We start from the raw sequence: 594 nt of genomic DNA, 5'->3' as shown, positions 1-594 counted from the left end.
AATTCGCCCGGCGCGCCCCGCGCCGGTCTGTGCCGGATGCGCCGCGCGCAGCCGCCTCCGGCGCTGGAGGAGCTCTCCCCGGGACCCGTCTCGTCGTCATCGGCGGCGCCGGCGGTCGGCAGTCGGCAGACCGGGCCCCGACCCGTGCGGGCCGGCTGCGACGAGCTGCCGTGCGAAACCCTCGACGCGATCGGCCGGCCGGCCGGGGGAGCAGGCCGCCGCGGTGCGCGGCCGCAGCCGACGCGCCGGACGTCCTGCGCACCTCCGACCGGTGGTGTCGCGGACCTGCTGCGGCCCTGCGGAGGGCATGGCGCCCGGCGGGGGGTACGGGCCCGGTTGCGGACCGGCGGCGACCAGCCCGTGCCCGGTGCGGACGGGCGCCGCCGCATCGCGGCCAAGGGCGCCGTCGCCCCTGCCGGCGGGGCGCCGCCCCCGCTTCGTCCGGTGCCGCTTGACCGCCGGCTGCTGACCCGGCGCGGGCGCGACAACGCCGCGGGGCGGGGGCGGGGGGGCGGGGGAGCCCCCCGCCTGGAGGGGGGGCCCGGGCACGGCGAGTACGGGCGAGTTGGGGTTGCCGCGGCGGGGGGCGGGCGG

The sequence above is a fragment of the Streptomyces sp. NPDC058295 genome (genome assembly GCF_042880655.1).
Classification (GTDB): Bacteria; Actinomycetota; Actinomycetes; order Streptomycetales; family Streptomycetaceae; genus Streptomyces; species Streptomyces coriariae.
The sequence above is the reverse complement of the archived record's forward strand: the minus strand, read 5'-3'. Positions refer to the sequence as shown.